Raw genomic sequence first — 16,954 nt, 5'->3', positions numbered from 1 at the left:
TCACCACTCCAAACTGTTCAGCCATTTTTCAGCATTTTCGATTTCTTCCGAATGAAGTCCATGTCCAACAGGAAGTGAAAAATTCGTTACTTGGGTGCCGCCTTTTTTGAAATCATACAGCAGACGAGAATAATTTTCCTGTGTTACCAATGGATCCATCGTTCCGTGGGAAAGCCAGACTTGCTGGTACGCCGTTGCTTGAACCTTTTCCAGCTCTCGTAGAGACATAACATGGAAAAACATACCAAATCTCAAAGGTGTTTCCCTTGTCAGCAATAGATGGGCTCCGATATTAGCCCCATTAGAATAACCGATTAAAACCATCCTGGACAACTCTAAAGAATAAGTTTGTGCCAGCTTCTTGATTTCATCGTGCAAGTAATCTGTCTCTTCTTCTAAGCTGACTAAGTCGAACATCCCTTCTGCATGCCGTTTAAAAAAACGATTCATTCCATTTTCGCTGACCCGGCCTCTTAATGAAAGAATCGATGCTTCCGGCAGCAAATGTTCAGCTATCGATACTAGCGAATGTTCATCGCCGCCTGTGCCATGCAATAGGACCAAGACGGGGTGATTTGGAGATTTTTTTATAAAAATATGTTCCAATGTTTATCCCTCCCATTTAGTATCAAAAGGTCGAATTGCTGCTTCTATTTCAGCTCTTTTCGGCTCCAAGAACGGTGCAAGTGATAGAATCTCTCCCATTGTTTCATAAGGTTCATCGCCCATGAAACCCGGACCGTCAGTGGCAAATTCAAACAAGATATAACCAATCCTAACATAAAGGGAATCGAAGTAATAGCGTTCCACATGTCCTGAATTAGGCAAACCCAAATCATTCATTCTTTGGGCCCAATAATTGATGGATGCCATGTCTTTAACCATTACTGCCACGTGGTGAACTTCACCGAATCCTTGGCGGGCAACCGCAGTCTCATTATCAGTCACTACAATCACTGAAGCACCATTACCGCCTTCTCCTGCTTCATAAAGTGCCGCTGCACCTTCAACAGCTGTTTCCTTGAAGCCTAAAATATCTCTCAGCCACACTTGCATTTGCTCCGGATAATTGACAGTCATTTCTACCGGACCTAACCCAGTGATAGCAAATTCTGCCGGCACAGGACCTTTTTTCCAAGGGATGCCTGATTTGATTCCTTCATTATTTTCGTCAGAAATCAATTGATAACGTTGATCGTCAAAATCAGTGAACTTCAAAACTTTTTTGCCAAATTCTGTTTTGATTTCTTCATGGAAAACATCAAACTGATTAAAACGATCGGCATAATAAGACAAAGCTTCATCATTAGGCACACGGAAACTTGTCCGTGTGATTGAGTTGTTTCCTTGCACACCCTTAGGATTATTAGGAAAATCGAAAAAGGTCATTACTGTACCAGAAGAACCCATATCGTCTGCAAAATAAGTATGGTAAGTATAAATATCATCCTGATTTACTGTTTTCTTTACCAGACGCATACCTAAAATTTCTGTAAAAAATTTATAATTTCTCTCTGCATCACTTGTCATCGCTGTCACATGGTGCAATCCTAATACATCAAAATTTACTGTCATTATTATCTCTTCCTCTCTTCTGAATCTTACTTTATGTAAGTATAATACCTTTTGTCACTTGACTAATCAACTTAAATGCTTGAAGAGAAAATGATGAGTGATATGATAGAAGTCTAGCGTCTTTTTTATCATGTGCTGTGGTCTCTCGAGAAAATTATACAATGTAAAATAATCAGCACCGATGACACTGTCTGTTGAACAGAAACGATTAATACTGTTCCCTCCCAGCGAAGAAATTTTAAAATCTTAAAATTTCCGTGGTACTATTAATTGGGCAAACAAAAACAACACTGACGAAGAATTTTTAGAAAAAACTCCGTCTGTGTTGTCATGTATAACTTTATTTCAACACTTCAGTGTCTTTGGTCTTGCTATGATGGTAGAAGAAAGGAGATAATACAGACATAAACCTCTTTTTTATTGGATTTTTTATTCCTTTAATCCATTGAAGAGTTCGTTATCTTTTTCTGTTTCCTTTACAAGATAAATCGGTCTTTTTTTGGTTTCCAAAAATATTTTCCCAAGGTATTTCCCAATGATTCCCAAACTTAATAATTGTAAACCACCCACAAATAGAAAAATCGAAACCATGGACGGCCAACCGGAAGTGGGATCTCCATAAATCAGTGCTCTAACAACAATAAAAACTAAGGCAATACCGGAAAAAAGACAGGAAAAACCGCCGACCAATGAAGCAATATTCAATGGAACTTCAGAAAAATTGATAATGCCATTAATTGAATAATCAAATAATTTCCAGAACGGCCATGAGGTTTCGCCTGCCTGTCTTTCCCGATTTTCAAAAGAAATATATTCGGTCTCGAAGCCTACCCAACTGAAAATCCCTTTAGAAAAGCGATTGTATTCTGTGAGCTCTAATACGGCATCCACCATTTGCCGGGTCATTAGTCTAAAGTCTCTGGCACCGTCTACCATTTTTGTATCACTGACCTTGTTGATTAGTTTATAAAATTGTCTGGCGAAAAAACTTCTGATTTTTGGTTCGCCCTTTCTGTCCGCCCGCCTCGTCCCGACACAATCAATATTTTTGGCAGTCAGCAAAGCAATCATTTCGGGAAGCAATTCTGGCGGGTCTTGTAGATCCACGTCCATCAATGTGACCAACTCGCCTGTGGAGTGCTGCAATCCTGCATAAATCGCTGCCTCTTTGCCAAAATTTCTTGAAAAAGATATATAGCGAACATTTGGGTCTGTCTGATATAATTCTTTGATAACTTTTAACGTATTATCTTTTGAACCGTCATTAACAAAAATATATTCAAATCTGTAAGATAATCCTTTTCTGATTTTTTCCACTTCCTGATAAAAGAGCGGAATCGATTCTTCTTCATTAAAACAGGGCACTATAATCGATAATGTTTCAACCATCAGTGAACAGTTCCTTTCTACACGTTGTCTTTTAAATAGGTCAACAAACCCACTCTAATAGGACAAAACTCCTCTTTGCCAGTATACGTCAAGATTGTCCGCAATTCAACTGACTTAGAGTTGGTATCAAACGACAGATTTCAAATTTTTTAAGTTATCATCCTCCCATGATGAACGCAAAAAGCTCACCAGACAATGGTTTTATCTGGTGAGCTGAGAATAAAATTTTATAATATTTTATCCAGAAAATTTCTGGTCCGTTCATGTTTAGGTTGATTAAAAATTTCATCAGGCGTACCGATTTCCAATATATTGCCGCTGTCAATAAAAACAACACGGTCGGCAACTTCTCTGGCAAATCCCATCTCATGGGTCACAATCACCATAGTCATGCCCTCTTCAGCAAGTTTTTTCATGACATTTAACACGTCTCCTACCATCTCCGGATCAAGGGCAGACGTAGGTTCATCAAAAAGCATGATACTGGGATTCATTGCCAACGCACGTGCAATCGCTACCCGCTGCTTTTGTCCTCCCGATAAAGACTTGGGAAATACATCTTTTTTCTCAGCCAGACCGACTTGAGCCAAAAGTTCTTCGGCTTTTTTTTCAGCTTCCTGTCTGCTCATTTTATTCAAATCCACTGGTGCTAAAGTAATGTTTTCCATGACGGATAAATGGGGAAATAAGTTAAAATGCTGGAACACCATGCCGATGTGCTGACGTACCGTGTTGATATCAGTGGCTTTATCTGATATATCCACGCCGTCAATCAACACATGACCGCCGGAAATTTCTTCCAGCTTGTTCATACAGCGAAGAAAGGTGCTCTTTCCGGAACCAGAGGGCCCGATGATGCAAACCACTTCTCCCTCTTTGATAGAAAGATTCAGACCATGCAGAACTTCCTGCTCGTTAAACTTTTTAGTTAAATTTTCCACAAGAATTTTTTCGCTCAACTAGTTCACCCTCTTTTCTATTACTTTTGCCAGCTTAGTCAATGCCGTGATAACAATCAAATACATGACAGCGATCATAAAGTACACTAGAGTACTTTGAAGATTTCTCGCAACGATTATTTTACCTACTTGCAATAATTCAATCATCCCAATGGCAGAAAGAATCGTTGTGTCTTTCAAGGAAATAACAAATTGATTGATAAAGGAAGGAATCATGATTTTAAAAGCTTGGGGCAAAATGATACGACGCATAGTTTTTCCATAAGACAGTCCTAAACTTCTTGAAGCCTCCATTTGCCCTTTAGGAACCGCATTGATTCCTCCGCGGACGATTTCTGAAATATAGGCACTGGCATTTAATGTCAATGTAATCACCCCGGCAGCAAAAACAGGGATGTTGAAGCCTAAGACATTTGGCAAACCAAAATAAATGAAAAAGGCCAGTACCATCAACGGAATACCCCGAATGATGTCAACATAGATAGTCGACAGCAGGCGGAGAAAACGACTAGGCGAAACACTAAATAGTCCTAAAACCACACCGATAATCAACGCTAAAGCAAAAGAAATTCCCGTATTTAATAAAGTCAATCCCAAGCCGTTCAACAATCTCTGCCAGTTGTTTTTTATTACTCCTGCAAAAGTTGTTTCGTCAACCGTACTTTCTGTCTTGCTTTCTTTGATATAAGTTCCGACGACCTCATCGTATTCTCCAGTTCGTTTCAATTCAGCAAGACCTGCATTAAACATGTCAATCAATTCGCTATTTTTGCCTTTTTTGACTGCAAAACCGTAGGAGCCGCCTTCTTCACGGGGAATCGGCGTTTCAATTTCTTGCCCTTGTGCTACACCATAGCCAATGACTGGATAATCATCCATCATCGCTGCAATTTCATCAATTTTCAAGGAACTGTACAACGTATCTGTGGTGTCTAAATATTTGATTTTAAACCCATACTTTTCTTTGTTTTTTTCAAGAAAGTCTGCACTCTCTGTTCCTATCTTTGCCCCGACAGTTTTACCTTTCAAGTCTTCATAAGATTGAATGGACGTGTTGCCTTTTTTCACCGCGATTTGAATCCCACTCTGAAAATAAGAGTCAGAGAAATCAAAGGATTTTTCACGTTCTTCTGTGATAGTCATTCCGGCAATGATGGCATCAGCCTGTCCGGATTCTACTGACTGAACCGCTGAGCTGAAACCAATAAACTGCCATTCAAGATTGAACCCTTGCATCTCAGCAATTTTTTTCAACAAATCTACATCAATCCCTACATATTCCCCATCAGCATTTTGAAACTCAAACGGGGCAAACGTAGAATCGCTAGCAATAATATATTTGTCTTTCTTCGGGGTCACCTTGACCATCTCCGAAGAATCTTCTGACTCATTGCCGCTAGAAATATATTTGGCAAGAATTTTATCATAAGTACCATCGGCCTTTAGTTTTTTCAGCCCTGCATTGAATTTTTCAATCAGTTCAGGATTCTCTCCCTTTTTAACCGCAAAACCATAGGAGCTGCCTGTGATTTTTTCCCCCACAAACTGCAGATTCTGATTATTTGTCACAGCGTAGCCTAAAACGGGATAATCATCTACGATAGCAGCCACACTGCCATTTCCCAAAGACTGATACAATCCTGTGGCATCATCAAAATTTCGAATGTCGAAGCCATAGGTTGATTTATTTTTTTCTAAAAACTCCGCACTCTCTGTGCCGACTTTCGCCGCAACTGTTTTTCCCTTTAAATCATCATACGCTTTGATTTCCTTGTTGCCTTTTTTCACAGCCATCTGTATGCCGCTGTCAAAATACGCATCAGAAAAATCAAAAGATTTTTTTCGTTCTTCTGTAATACTCATCCCGGCAATCATGGCATCGATTTGATTAGACTGTACTGCTTGAATGGCACTGTCAAACCCCAAAGGCTTCAAACGAAAGGCAAAGCCTTGATCTTCTGCAATCGCGTGCAGCAAATCAATATCGATTCCGATATATTCACCCTCAGTATCCTGAAATTCAAATGGTGCAAATGTTAAATCCGTTCCGATATCGTATGTTTTTTCTGCTGCGTGGGTTGACGACTCCAGCTTCATTGAAAAAAATGATATGACTATGATTACTGCTGCAAGCCAGATATTTTTTCTTTTCATAAATATCCCCCTTATTTTTTATAACAACTAATAGTAATAATTATATACTAATATTCTTTGATAAAACAATTTTTTCAGAAAAGAAGCAATTTCTTTCTAATGATTTTCAGTGTTTCCTTGTCCCTTCGACTCTGCACAAAATGTTGGAAACTACTTGAATTGCCTAAGGACAGCCTGCTCACGTGAACCAAAAAAGCAAAGGAATGTCTCCCTTGCTTTTTCTGTTTTTTAAACCAGTTATTCTTCCGCAAACTGGCTATTGTACAACTTTTCATAAAAACCGCCTTGGGACAACAATTCTTCGTGGGTCCCCTGTTCGATGATTGAGCCCTGATCCATCACGAGAATAAGATCAGCATCGCGAATCGTCGACAAACGGTGGGCAATAACAAAACTTGTCCGCCCTTTCATCACACTCTGCATCGCTTTTTGAATCAGCATCTCCAGTCGCGTGTCGACTGAGCTGGTTGCTTCATCCAAAATCAATATTTTAGGATTGGATAAAATAGCTCTTGCGATGGTAAGCAGCTGTTTTTGTCCCAACGAAACATTTTCTGCCTCTTCGTCAATAATCATCTTGTACCCTTCCGGCATGGTTCGGATAAAGTGATCCACGTTAGCCATCTTGGCAGCATCCACCACTTCATAATCGGTAGCTTCCAATTGGCCGAATCGGATGTTTTCCATGATGGTGTCATGATACAGCCACGCATCTTGAAGGACCATTCCAAACAATGAACGCACTTCTTTTCGGTTCATAGCTTTGGTGTCCACGCCATCAATTTTTATGGCGCCCTCAGTCACATCATAAAAACGCATCAGCAAATTGATAAGCGTGGTCTTTCCGGCTCCTGTTGGTCCAACGATAGCCACCGTTTGTCCGGGCAAAACTTCAAAATTCAAATTTTCTATCAAAGGTTTATCCGGTGAATAACTGAAAGACACATTTTCAAATGTGACCTGTCCTTCCACAGGTCCTTGCAGAGAAATATCTGCAGCATTTTCCTGTTCTTCTTGTTCATCCAGCACTTCAAAAATACGCTGGGTTGAAGCCGAGGCACTTTGAATGACTGCCGACAGCTGTGTCACCTGTCCCATCGGCTGATTCACCTGCCAAACGTATTGAATAAAGGCTTGCAAGTTACCAATCGTCATCGTCCGCGCGATAACAAAGTAACTGCCTGCTACTGCTACGACGATATAGGTCAGATAGGCGGTCAATTGAACTAAAGGCATCATCAATCCGGAAATAAAACCTGATTTGAAACCGAAATTCCCCAGCTCATGAACCAATCGTTCAAACTCGCCATAATTTTCTTTTTCACGGCTGAACAATTTCAGAACAGAAAATCCGGTCATGTTTTCTTGAACATAGCCATTCAGATTTCCCAAAGCTTTTTGCTGCTGTCTGAAATATTTCTGAGAGACAGCCACAATAGATTTAGAAATAATCAATGAAGCTGGAATCATCAGCATAGAAGCCACCGCCAAAATCACATTGATTCTAAACATCATGATAATAGCAGAAATTATCCCGATAGAAGCTGATATGATGCGAAGCAGACTTTGCTGCAAAGCATTTGTCAAAGCATCCACGTCATTAGTCATCCGCGATAAAACATCCCCCCGCTGATGAGTGTCAAAATATGACACGGGCAAACGGTTGATTTTTTCAGAAATATCTGTACGCAAATCCCGCATGGCACGTTGCACGACCCGAGACATCAAAGCACTCGACCCGAAAAATCCGGCATTACAAATGAGAGACATAATGATCAAGATAATAATGATTTTAAAAATATAATCAAAATCGATTGGCTGTCCTGTTTCAATATTTTCCTTAATCCTGGTGGTGGGCAGCCCCATGACCACAGGAAATGTCGCATTTGTCAACGTGGCTACTATTTCAAAAAACACCGCCAGGAAAAAAGTGACATTGTACCCTTTCAAATACCGCCACAACCTTCTTAAAGATCTCACTGAATTATTCATAGGCCAACTCCTCCTCTGACAATTGAGACGAAGCGATGTCGTAATAAATTTGATTAGACTTCAACAATTCCTGATGTGTGCCTTGACCGACGATTTCTCCTTCATTCAGCACAATGATTTGATCTGCATTCATGATGGTACTGACCCGTTGTGCCACGATAAATACAGTCGCATCTGTTATTTCCTCGCCTAGGCGCTTCCGCAGTCTGGCGTCTGTTGCATAGTCCAGAGCCGAAAAACTATCATCAAAAACATAGATAGACGGACGGCGAATCAGCGCACGGGCAATTGCCAAGCGCTGTTTTTGTCCACCAGAAAAGTTTGAGCCGCCTTCTGAAACCGGCTCATCCAATCCCTTTTCTTTTTGGGAAACAAACTCTGCGGCCTGAGCGATATCTAAGGCATAATCAAAATCTTCAGCAGCAGCTTCAGGGTTTCCGAACAACAAATTATCCCGGATTGTCCCGCTGAACAAAAGTGCTTTTTGCGGAATATAACCGATTTTCTTGCGCAAGCTGTCGATATTGTAATCTCTCACATCTACCCCGTCGATCAACACCTGCCCTTTCGTCACATCATAAAATCTCGGCAGCAATTGAATCAGCGTTGATTTGCCGCTGCCGGTACTTCCGATAAATGCAACGATTTGTCCCGGTTTAGCCGAAAAGCTGATGTTGCGCAACACAGGACTTTCCGTGTCATCATAAGCAAAACTTACATCTTTAAACTCAACATATCCTTGGGTTTCAGTTTCCGTCGTTCCCTCTTCATTTGGAAGGATTGTCGTTTCTGTATCCAGCACTTCCTGAATTCTGTCAGCTGAAACAGCGGCTCTTGGATACATGATAAAAATTCCCGCAAACATCATGAAAGAGAACAAGGCATGGAAAATATATTCGATAAACGCCACTAACTCACCTACACGCAAAGTGCCTACTTCGATCTGTTTTGCACCAACCCATACCACCAGCACAATAACAAAATTGAAAAAAATAAAAAAGACTGGCTGGGCACTGGACATCAATGTGAATAAATTGATGGAATTTTTAGCATAGACTTCGTTGACTTCTCCAAATCGTTTTTCTTGAAATCTTTCATTGACAAAGGCACGAATCACGCGTAAACCTGAAAGGTTTTCCCGTACGATACGATTGATTTTGTCTAAACTTTTTTGCTGTCTCTGAGACATTGGTTCCGAATATTTTGCAATCAAATAAATCCCCACCAACAAAATCGGGATGCTGTAAAGAACATATTTAGCTAGTGAAGCATTTTGAAAAACGATCATTGCTAAACTGCCGATAAACATCATAGGTGTCATAAATCCGGTCCGTAAAACTTGACCCAAAAAAAGCATCACTTGATAGGCATCATTTGTAATACGTGTAATCAAGGAAGAAACACCAATTTTTTCATATTCGCTATGGGAAAAAGTTTGGATGTTGCGATACATATCGTCTCTGACATCCACGATAATTTTCATCGTCAGTTTCGCACCGATATAAGCCAAGAATAAGTTCAAAATACTTCCTACAATCGTCACACCTAACATGACGAAGCCCATTTTTTTCACATAGTCAAAATCTTGCCGAGCCACACCTTGATCAATCATCCTAGCCAAAAGTGTTGGCAATCCTAGTTCGATGATAATAAACCCAAAAACACTTAAGAAATTTAAGAGCAGTAATTTCTTGTGTTTGACGGTATAATGCCACATCAATTTCATCTTATCATCCTCTCCCCCTACCATTTAATGATTCTTTCAATATACCATAAAATTAAGGCAAATGACAAGAATTCTCTTGCTTGGCACTCCTGAAATCGAAGCACTTTCTATACTTATTCTTGGAATTATGGTAGAATTGTCTTGTCTTTTATGAACAGGTACTATGATTGAACAAAGCATCACTGAAAATACTAACGAAACATAAAGCCGATGAAACGAAGACGAGGTTTCATTCCACAAAAAATCAGCATGATTTCAGCGTGGTGTTATAGACAAATTTAAAGGTGGAGACCACCTGTTTTTAGTATGAAAAAAATTACAACAAAAGGAGCGTATATATGATATTTAAAGCATATTACCAAGAAACAAAACATCAAAACCCCAAAAGGGAACAAACAAAATCCCTCTATCTAGAGGCAGACAATGAAGTGGAAGCACGCCGTTTGTTTGAGACCAATACTTCTTATAATCTGGAATTTCTGCAATTTTTAGATGAGAAGCATCTGGCTTATGAAAAAGAGCATGCGGATTTTTCATTGACGGAGTTTAAGTAGCATGAAAGTAAATTTAAAAAACAATGAAACCGGCGTTTTTAGTATTGGCGGACTTGGTGAAATTGGAAAAAATACTTATGGGATTCAATTCCAAGACGAAATCATCATTGTAGATGCAGGAATCAAATTTCCGGAAGATGATTTGCTTGGCATTGATTATGTGATTCCGGATTACAGTTACATTCTTCAAAACCTAAATAAAGTCAAGGCATTGATTATCACCCATGGACATGAGGACCATATCGGAGGAATCCCTTACTTGCTGAAGGAAGCGAATATCCCGGTCTATGCGGGACCTTTGGCATTGGCGCTGATAAAAAACAAATTAGACGAGCATGGTCTGCTGCGTGATGCCGAACTTCACCAAATCGCTGAGGACACTGTGATCAAATTCCGGAAAACAACTATTTCTTTTTTCAGAACGACTCACAGTATCCCAGATGCACTTGGGGTCGTCGTCAAGACTCCTTCGGGCAATATCGTTTGTACTGGAGATTTCAAATTTGATTTCACTCCCGTGGGAGAACCGCCTAACCTTCAAAAAATGGCGAAAATCGGCGAAGAAGGCGTCCTTTGTCTTCTGTCAGACAGTACCAACGCTGAAATACCAGATTTTACTAAGTCAGAAAAATTTATCGGCGAATCCATCCAGAGAATTTTTGAAAAAATCGAAGGACGGATCATATTTGCCACATTTGCTTCAAATATTTTTAGATTACAACAAACGGCAATGGCCGCAGTGGAAACCGGCAGGAAAATTGCTGTCTTCGGCCGTAGTATGGAAAATGCCATCGTCAACGGGCAAGCACTAGGCTACATCGAAGTACCCAAAGATACTTTTATTGATGCCCGTTCAATCAATCAATACCCGGCAAATGAAATATTAATCCTATGCACTGGCTCCCAAGGTGAACCTATGGCAGCTTTAAGCCGGATTGCAAACGGAACCCACCGACAAATCAGTATTCAGCCAGGAGATACCGTCGTCTTTTCCAGTTCTCCGATTCCTGGGAACACTCTGTCTGTCAATCGGGTAATCAACCTGTTGTCGGAAGCCGGTGCTGAAGTGATCCACGGAAAAGTCAACAACATCCACACCTCCGGACACGGAGGTCAGCAAGAACAGAAACTGATGTTAAGTTTGATGAAACCAAAATTCTTTATGCCTGTTCACGGGGAATACCGGATGCTTAAAATCCATACGCAACTCGCCCAAGATACTGGTGTCAAACCTGAAAATTGTTTTATTTTAGATAATGGCGATATGCTGGCACTAACCAATGACAGTGCCAGAAGAGCTGGGAAATTCCCGGCCGGCGATATTTATGTGGATGGCAGCGGTATTGGCGACATCGGCAATATCGTCCTGCGTGATCGTAAAATACTTTCTGAGGAAGGTTTGGTCCTTGCGGTTGCAACAGTGAACTTTAAAAAGAAAATCATCATGGCTGGACCGGATATTTTATCAAGAGGCTTTATTTACATGCGTGAATCCGGCGACCTGATCAACCAATGTCAAAAGTTGTTGGATCGGGCCATCAGCCGCAGACTAAAGGAAAAGGATTGTGACGAAGCGGCACTCAAAGAAACAATCATCTCAACATTGCAACCTTTTCTTGTTGAAAAAACCGAGCGGTACCCGATGATTTTACCGATGGTGTTGGAAGCAGAATAGACGATTCAAGAGACAGCTATGTCAAAACAGCTGGCTCTTTTTTGTGTACAAGACTTGTCAATGGCAAACGGGAAGCCTAATCTATCTTATCAATTTATAATACTTGAAAAATCAATCTTATAGTCCGATGGCACTTCTTATTTACTAACGCTGGTTTTTCTGTTTTTTTCAAGTATAATTACTGTAACCTAACATTTAAGAAAGTGGTGCAATGATGAATAAAAAGAAAGCTTTCCCTCTGATTTTGAGTGCACTTATTTTAATCATACTCGTCGGCGGTTTTTTCGGTTTTAGAGCCTACCAAAAACATCAGCGTTTGACAGAGGCAAAGAAATTAGTGCAAAATTTTACCGATGTGTTGAAAAACAAAGAATTTAACGAATTAACTCCACTGCTTTCCGAAAAAACAGAAGAAAAAAGCGGCTTTTCTGACGAAGAAATCGTTGAGAAATATCAAAATATTTTCACTGGTATCGGTGCAGAAAATCTCGATTTTAAATCTCTCCAAGTGACAGAAGAAGACCAGAAACTATCCTTTTCATACAATCTTTCGTTGACGACTTCTCTGGGAAAAATAAAAGATTTGTCTTACCACGGAACCATTGATGATGGAGAAGAAACCATGGGGATACACTGGCAGCCCAATCTGATTTTTCCAAAAATGTCAGGAAGAGACAAAGTCAACATCACGACAGATTCGGCCGTCCGTGGAAGTTTGCTGGACCGAAATGAAAATCTTTTAGCGGGTGAAGGAGACATTCAACAACTGGGAGTCGTCCCCAACGCGCTTGGTGAAGGAGCGGTCAAGGAAGATAATGTCCGAACGATTGCAGAACAGTTTGGTCTTGAAGAAAAAAATATTTTGCAAGCCTTGGACCAAGCTTGGGTTCAGCCGGACCATTTTGTACCTTTAAAAATATTAACTGACCCCGCGCCTGCGGAAATGCCTGCCGGTGCTGCCCTTCAAAACACCACAGGGCGTGTGTACCCCCTAGGCGAAGCAGCAGCCCAGCTGACCGGATATGTGGGGACTATCACTGCAGAAGATATAGAAAAAAATCCTGAATTAAGTAGTACAGGAAATATCGGACGCGGAGGGTTGGAAGCAGCCTTCGATCAAAAACTCCGAGGCACAGACGGAGGAAAAATCAGTATCACAGATGAAAATGGCCACGAAACATCCGTCCTGCTGGAAAAGAAAAAGAAAGATGGTGAAAACATCCAGCTGACCATTGACTCAGAAGCACAGTCGCTCGCTTTCAACGCCCTTGAAAACAACCCAGGTGCTACTGTAATCACGGAGCCGACGACAGGAGAATTGCTCGCAACTGTCAGTTCGCCAAGTTATGATCCTAATAAGATGACCCATGGCATCTCTCAAAAAGACTACGATGCTTATGAAAAAAATGAAGCAAAGCCTTTTATCAGCCGCTTTGCTACTGGCTACGCTCCCGGCTCTACTTTTAAAACGGTCACTGCCGCTATCGGTTTGGATGCCGGCACAATCGATCCAAATGAAGAAATAGCTATCAGCGGACTGAAATGGCAAAAAAATTCTTCATGGGGAGATTATCAAGTCACACGGGTAGCAGATGTGACACCGGTTGATTTAAAGAAGGCTCTTATCTTTTCCGACAACATCTATATGGCTCAGGCAACACTAAAAATGGGTGAGGAAACTTTCCGTAAGGGACTCAACAAATTTATTTTTGGTGAAAAACTAGATTTGCCGATTGCTATGAGTCCAGCACAAATTTCCAATGAGGAACAGTTTAATTCTGAAATCCTCTTGGCGGACACCGGATATGGACAAGGGCAGCTGTTAATCAATCCCATCCAGCAAGCCGCTCTCTATTCAGTTTTTGCAAACAACGGCACTTTAGTTTATCCTAAATTATTAATGACAGCTGAAACTAAAACTAAAAACGACGTCATCAGTACGGAATCAGCTACTCTGATAAAAGAAAATATGAAAGAAGTCGTAACAAATGAAAATGGAACGGCTCACTCGCTAAACACTTTGGGGTTTGCCATTGCTGCTAAAACCGGAACAGCGGAACTCAAAACCGCACAAGATGAAAAAGGGAAAGAAAATAGCTTTTTATTCGCTTTTGACCCTGATAACAGCAGCTATCTGCTGGTTTCCATGCTTGAGGGCAGACAAGGAGATGACTCTGCTACACAAAGGGCACCAGAGGTTTTAAACTATCTCCAAAACCGCTAGTATACAGCCGAAAAATTTTGAGAGCAGCTCTTTAAATAAAAATAATACGCAACAAAAAACAACCGTTTAAGACATTTTTCGCGAAAAGTCTTAAACGGTTGTTTTTTCATTCTTTTGAACTTTCCGTTCAGATAATTAATTCTTTGAACAAAAAATGCTTCCGATAATAATGATGCCTGATTATAAAGCTCCCAAGCTTGCCAAATGAAAATCAATGATGTAATAACGGTAATCGCTCTTGGAATATTTGATTTTTTTATCCTTCAGCTGAGCGATCAACTCCGACCGTTCTTCTTCCGATACCTCTTCCCAGTCCTCTTTATGACTGCTGCAGTAAAGTCTAAACGGAAGATCCACGTCCACGTGAACTTCAATATAATCTTTTGGTTCTCCCAACGCATGGTATTCAGAATCAATGACGATGTTGCCAACATAGTTCAAATACTTTTTACTCATCTCAACCCAACCCCCATTTTATTATAGTGACATTTCATCTTATATAAAAATTGTACTAGATAATTAGCTATTTCACAACCTCTTTTCCGTGCCAATGTTCCAAATAAAAGCATAGCATCAGTATTAAAAAGGTACAGGGGTTTAAATATTCTAATTTAAAAATAAATTTGCAAAACAAATAAAACACTTGTGATAAATTCAACTTGTAAATTACGACTAGAAAACACTCAAGACTAAACTGCCAATCATATAAATTTATTTTCAATACCTTTAAAAAGAAATTACCATTAGGGTACTAAATAATTACAGGTTTAAGCCAAATTACACATCCGAGATATTTAAATTGTCTTGATCTCTGTTGACAATACAGAGATATCATTGTAAGATAAGTTTATGAATATTTAATACGAATATTCATAAAAAATATTTCTCATCGGAAGGAGGGTTGATTTTGTCCAGCGGTCGTAAAAATTTTTCATCGGAAGATAAAAAGAAATTAAAAGAAAAATTACGTGGGATATGCTGTGCATTTTGGGTCGAACGAGGCTACAAAGAAACAAGTATCAGCGAGTTTTGCAAAAGCGCTAATATTTCTACTGGTACTTTTTACAATCTTTACGGTTCCAAAGAAGATTTGTTTCTCGAAACATTAAAAGAAGTCCAGACTATTGTCAACGAACAATTTATCGAGGATGTGAAGCACTCACCTTCGAAAAATGGTTTTGTGGAAGCTATTGAAAATTTATATTACGAATATGAAAGCAAACCTTTTTTATACGACAGTAAGACGGTGGATTTTCTGGCATTTTATAACAAGCTTTCAGACAAGGACAAAGCACAGCTGGAAAATGATAACAGTGATTATTTTCGGCAAGCCATTGCACATGCAAACTTGAAACTTAAATGTTCTGAAGAAATTGCGTTTTCTGTTTTTAGTATCTTGTTATCCACGGTGTCATCCAAAGACATGCTGTCCAAATCTTGCGACTTCAAAAGTGCCTTTCAATTTATGGTTTATCATCTGATAAATGACATTTTTATTTAAAAAGGAGGGAAACAAATGAAAAATTTATTTTTTATCATCATAGATATGTTGAAAAAAACCGCACCTGTCTCCATTGCGACCAATATTATCCTAGGCTGTATTTTATTTTTAGTGGGACTGTGGCTGCTTAAAAATCATCCGACGAAAAAAACGATGTATTCTGCTTGTTTTATTATCGCTGGACTTTTAGTTGTTGGTGCAGTATCCACCAGTATTGTCAGCTACCTGATTTTCTAAAGTTGCCTATGACTTTGTGTTCCAATTTCTAAAAATACTAATCTATTATTGATTTTGAATGAAAGAGAGGAAGAAAAAAATGATTTTACGAATGTTTGATGTGATGGACTTTGCTTGCGAAAAGGCAAATGACACACTGGGTGTTTCTATCAAATTTCCTAGACCCAGCAAACGCCATCTAAAGCACACGCAAGTTTTAAATGTGACCACGGGGGTGGCATGTCTGGCAGTAGGCATGGTAACACCTTATAAGAAAGTTGCCGTGTTGGGTGGATTGAGTCTTTTAGGCGCCTGCTTCGTCGGCTCCCAATTAAAACACTTTGATTAAGAGCATAAAATCCTGATGACTGCTGTTTTTGTGGATTTTTAATGAGGAGAATGATACTTGTGAGTGAATTTATGACTTGGTTATATTGTCCGGTTTGTCACAATAAAACGCGCAATAAAATCCGGCTAGATACAGAGCTGATAAATTTTCCGCTTTACTGTCCAAAGTGCAAGCAGGAGAACCTGATCTGCCTGAAAAAATTAAAAATGACTGTTATGAAAGAGCCGGACGCTAAGACGCAGAGCCAGTAACTATCAAGACTTGAAACCTCTTGTTAAGTTATTGGCTCTTTTTATCTGCAATGCATCAAATCAAACCTGCACAATTTTTATATTTTCAAGAGCAAGGTATCGCCCTCGGTTACAAAAATCACAACAGCTTTAGAAAAGATGTCTTCAAAAATATAACATTAAAATAACATTTACAAACCAAACAACCTCTGCCCCGAACTGGTAAGCAGAGGCACACTTCGATGATATGGCTGGGATTGTTTTTTGACACTTGCCAGCAGTTTTACACTTTCTGGCTTAAACGTGCTGAAAGCTGTCCCGTGATTACAAAATAACTAGCAAGTGAGGGCACTCACTATTTTGTAAAAGTATCATTGATTTCCAACTACTTAAAAATGACCAAAGTCCCT

General features: G+C 39.8%; 15 protein-coding genes. 7 read left to right on the top strand and 8 right to left on the bottom strand.

Annotated features, from left to right (window positions below; genetic code table 11):
- The 7 genes from AC4PHI_RS02400 to AC4PHI_RS02370 form a co-directional block, all read right to left on the bottom strand.
- Positions 1-606 (bottom strand): alpha/beta hydrolase, encoded by a 606-nt coding sequence (locus AC4PHI_RS02400; protein WP_492200735.1) that lies wholly within the window; start codon positions 604-606, stop codon positions 1-3.
- A gap of 3 nt (positions 607-609) precedes the next feature.
- Positions 610-1,575, bottom strand: a complete 966-nt coding sequence (locus AC4PHI_RS02395; RefSeq protein WP_492200734.1) for a ring-cleaving dioxygenase — start codon at positions 1,573-1,575, stop codon at positions 610-612.
- Positions 1,576-2,004: 429 nt separating this feature from the next.
- The gene (locus AC4PHI_RS02390; RefSeq protein ID WP_492200733.1) at positions 2,005-2,964 is read right to left on the bottom strand and encodes a glycosyltransferase family 2 protein; all 960 of its coding nucleotides are present in this window, start codon (positions 2,962-2,964) and stop codon (positions 2,005-2,007) included.
- Positions 2,965-3,191: 227 nt separating this feature from the next.
- The gene (locus tag AC4PHI_RS02385) at positions 3,192-3,923 is read right to left on the bottom strand and encodes an amino acid ABC transporter ATP-binding protein (protein WP_492200732.1); all 732 of its coding nucleotides are present in this window, start codon (positions 3,921-3,923) and stop codon (positions 3,192-3,194) included.
- Complete coding sequence (locus AC4PHI_RS02380) at positions 3,924-6,077, bottom strand: amino acid ABC transporter substrate-binding protein/permease (RefSeq protein ID WP_492200731.1); 2,154 nt, start codon at positions 6,075-6,077, stop codon at positions 3,924-3,926.
- Between the two features lie 237 nt (positions 6,078-6,314).
- On the bottom strand, positions 6,315-8,069 hold the full coding sequence (locus AC4PHI_RS02375; RefSeq protein ID WP_492200730.1) for an ABC transporter ATP-binding protein: 1,755 nt from the start codon (positions 8,067-8,069) through the stop codon (positions 6,315-6,317).
- Positions 8,062-9,795 (bottom strand): ABC transporter ATP-binding protein, encoded by a 1,734-nt coding sequence (locus AC4PHI_RS02370; protein ID WP_492200729.1) that lies wholly within the window; start codon positions 9,793-9,795, stop codon positions 8,062-8,064. Before AC4PHI_RS02370 ends, AC4PHI_RS02375 begins: the two co-directional genes overlap by 8 nt.
- 338 nt (positions 9,796-10,133) lie before the next feature.
- Here AC4PHI_RS02370 and AC4PHI_RS02365 point away from each other — a divergent pair, with 338 nt between their 5' ends.
- The 3 genes from AC4PHI_RS02365 to pbp4 all read left to right on the top strand — a co-directional run bounded on the left by AC4PHI_RS02365 (position 10,134) and on the right by pbp4 (position 14,248).
- Positions 10,134-10,349 carry a DNA-directed RNA polymerase subunit epsilon gene (locus AC4PHI_RS02365; protein ID WP_492200728.1) on the top strand — a complete coding sequence of 72 codons (216 nt, stop codon included), beginning with the start codon at positions 10,134-10,136 and terminating at the stop codon, positions 10,347-10,349.
- A 1-nt stretch (position 10,350) separates the two neighbouring features.
- The gene (gene rnjA, locus AC4PHI_RS02360) at positions 10,351-12,024 is read left to right on the top strand and encodes a ribonuclease J1 (RefSeq protein ID WP_492200727.1); all 1,674 of its coding nucleotides are present in this window, start codon (positions 10,351-10,353) and stop codon (positions 12,022-12,024) included.
- 214 nt (positions 12,025-12,238) lie between these two features.
- On the top strand, positions 12,239-14,248 hold the full coding sequence (gene pbp4 / locus AC4PHI_RS02355) for a penicillin-binding protein PBP4(5) (protein WP_492200726.1): 2,010 nt from the start codon (positions 12,239-12,241) through the stop codon (positions 14,246-14,248).
- Positions 14,249-14,428: 180 nt separating this feature from the next.
- On the opposite strand, the gene AC4PHI_RS02350 is transcribed toward pbp4, so the two are convergent.
- Entirely contained in the window at positions 14,429-14,704 is a 276-nt protein-coding gene (locus tag AC4PHI_RS02350) for a hypothetical protein (RefSeq protein ID WP_492200725.1), read from the bottom strand.
- A 451-nt stretch (positions 14,705-15,155) separates the two neighbouring features.
- Here AC4PHI_RS02350 and AC4PHI_RS02345 point away from each other — a divergent pair, with 451 nt between their 5' ends.
- The 4 genes from AC4PHI_RS02345 to AC4PHI_RS02330 all read left to right on the top strand — a co-directional run bounded on the left by AC4PHI_RS02345 (position 15,156) and on the right by AC4PHI_RS02330 (position 16,565).
- Positions 15,156-15,749 (top strand): TetR/AcrR family transcriptional regulator, encoded by a 594-nt coding sequence (locus AC4PHI_RS02345; protein WP_492200724.1) that lies wholly within the window; start codon positions 15,156-15,158, stop codon positions 15,747-15,749.
- Between the two features lie 15 nt (positions 15,750-15,764).
- A complete protein-coding gene (locus AC4PHI_RS02340) occupies positions 15,765-15,986 on the top strand; it encodes a hypothetical protein (RefSeq protein WP_492200723.1) in 222 nt (73 codons plus the stop codon).
- A gap of 79 nt (positions 15,987-16,065) precedes the next feature.
- A complete protein-coding gene (locus AC4PHI_RS02335) occupies positions 16,066-16,314 on the top strand; it encodes a hypothetical protein (protein ID WP_492200722.1) in 249 nt (82 codons plus the stop codon).
- 41 nt (positions 16,315-16,355) lie between these two features.
- Entirely contained in the window at positions 16,356-16,565 is a 210-nt protein-coding gene (locus tag AC4PHI_RS02330; protein ID WP_492200721.1) for a cysteine-rich KTR domain-containing protein, read from the top strand.
- The last annotated feature ends 389 nt before the right edge of the window (positions 16,566-16,954 follow it).

The sequence above is a fragment of the Vagococcus sp. QWL-13 genome (genome assembly GCF_058683555.1).
The sequence above is the reverse complement of the archived record's forward strand: the minus strand, read 5'-3'. Positions and strand labels throughout refer to the sequence as shown.